Source organism: Phormidesmis priestleyi ULC007 (assembly GCF_001895925.1).
GTDB lineage: Bacteria > Cyanobacteriota > Cyanobacteriia > Leptolyngbyales > Leptolyngbyaceae > Phormidesmis_A > Phormidesmis_A priestleyi_A.
Genome location: NZ_MPPI01000101.1, coordinates 1 through 1,530 on the forward strand (window position 1 = coordinate 1; position 1,530 = coordinate 1,530).

A 1,530-nucleotide genomic window follows, 5' to 3' on the forward strand; every position below is an offset into this window, starting at 1 on the left:
CGTCCAATACATTGAATCCTTGCTTCTTGAGCGTGGAAATGTAGCCCCGAATGCGACCAAACATTTGCGCCCCTTCGACCGAGCGAAATCCACCGGATATCTTCTGCTTCAATTTCATCATCCGCAAGTCCCGCTCCGCTTGATTGTTATCAAAGGGAACGCGGAAATCATGCATGAATGCCAACACCTGCGATTGGTGCTGTTGTAGACGGTCGAGTAAGTTTTTGGCGGGCGATTGCTTCGGTCGTCCGCGCGATTTTGCACCATCAGGCGATGATAGGGGCGATGGATTGGCTGCGAGTCCTGCTGTTACGAGCCTCTGATAGCGCTCTTCAAACCATTGCACGAGGTCTGGGTTGAGGGTTGTTTCACCTTGGTCTTTGGCATCGTCTACTTGCTGTTTGAGGTCACGCAACAAGGTGCTCATCTCTTCTGCCCAAACCTGCTGGTAGCGTTCGCAAATAAATTCGAGTTCGCGCAGGTGATGAGCATTGCACCAGGCATGGTCACAGTCATACTGAGCATAGCTTTTCCAGCCATCATGCACACTGATGCCCTCATAGGTCGGCAACAAGGCCATCGCCTCCAGTGCCGCTTTGCCGCGCTTGGTATGAACAAAGTAGAAGGTAAAGCCATCGGTACTGGCAACATGCAGCCACCACAATCGTCCCTTAACTCGCATTCCGGTTTCGTCGCAATGGATCACGTCGGCGCTCGCCACTTGCTCAAAAATCCAATCTTCTACCGGCTCTAACTCGTCAAAACATCGTTCTCGACTCGTGTAAAGCGTGGCTTCTGACAACGCACAGCCAAACACATCGGCAAATAGTTCTTCGACACGGGCTGATGGCAACAACTGGTAATCCAGCAAGTACCCCATCAAACTTTTTAAGCTGGCTCCATATTGCACCACGCTATTCACCCCGACTGGAAATGCTCCTCGGTTGCGGCTTTGACATCCGGGACAACACTTCACTTCTGCTCGGTGTTCCGTCACGCTCAACCCAATCGGGGGGAGGTCTTGGACTTGGCGCACATCCCAGGCTTCAACGGCGACTTCACTGAGCGAACTCCCACAGGCTTCACAGGTTTCAACTGAGTGGAAAATCACTTCGTCTACCTCAGTTGACCACTCCAACGTTTGTCCGGGATGTCCTTTTTGTCCACCCCTGGAGCGCCCACTTTTGCCCCGTTGGCTTTTCGGTTTCGGCTTAAATCCATCCCCAGATGGCGGCTTACTACTATTGCGACTATTTTTTGCCAGTTGATTCTCTAGGCTTTCGACTCGCTGCTCTAGCGTCACGATCTGAGTCGTAAACTGCTCGACTAACGCCTCGACTAACGCAATCACGGCATCTTCACCCTGCCGATAGATTGCGCTGATTTCATCTCGACTGATAGTTAGTTTTGGCGCAGTCGGATCATTCAAGGGGCTTGCCTCGTCAGAACTGAGAATGATTTGAACCTGACTGTTACTTTTACGGGTTTCCGCAAATTCTTACACTCTTTTAAGCTGAGTAGTTACCAGCT

At 51.3% G+C, this 1,530-nt stretch carries 1 protein-coding gene; it reads right to left on the bottom strand.

Annotation, left to right across the window (positions count from 1 at the left end; genetic code table 11):
• On the bottom strand, window positions 1–1,429 hold a 1,429-nt coding region (gene tnpC / locus BRW63_RS26965; RefSeq protein WP_073075376.1), incomplete at its 3' end, for an IS66 family transposase.
• Window positions 1,430–1,530 lie beyond the last annotated feature (101 nt).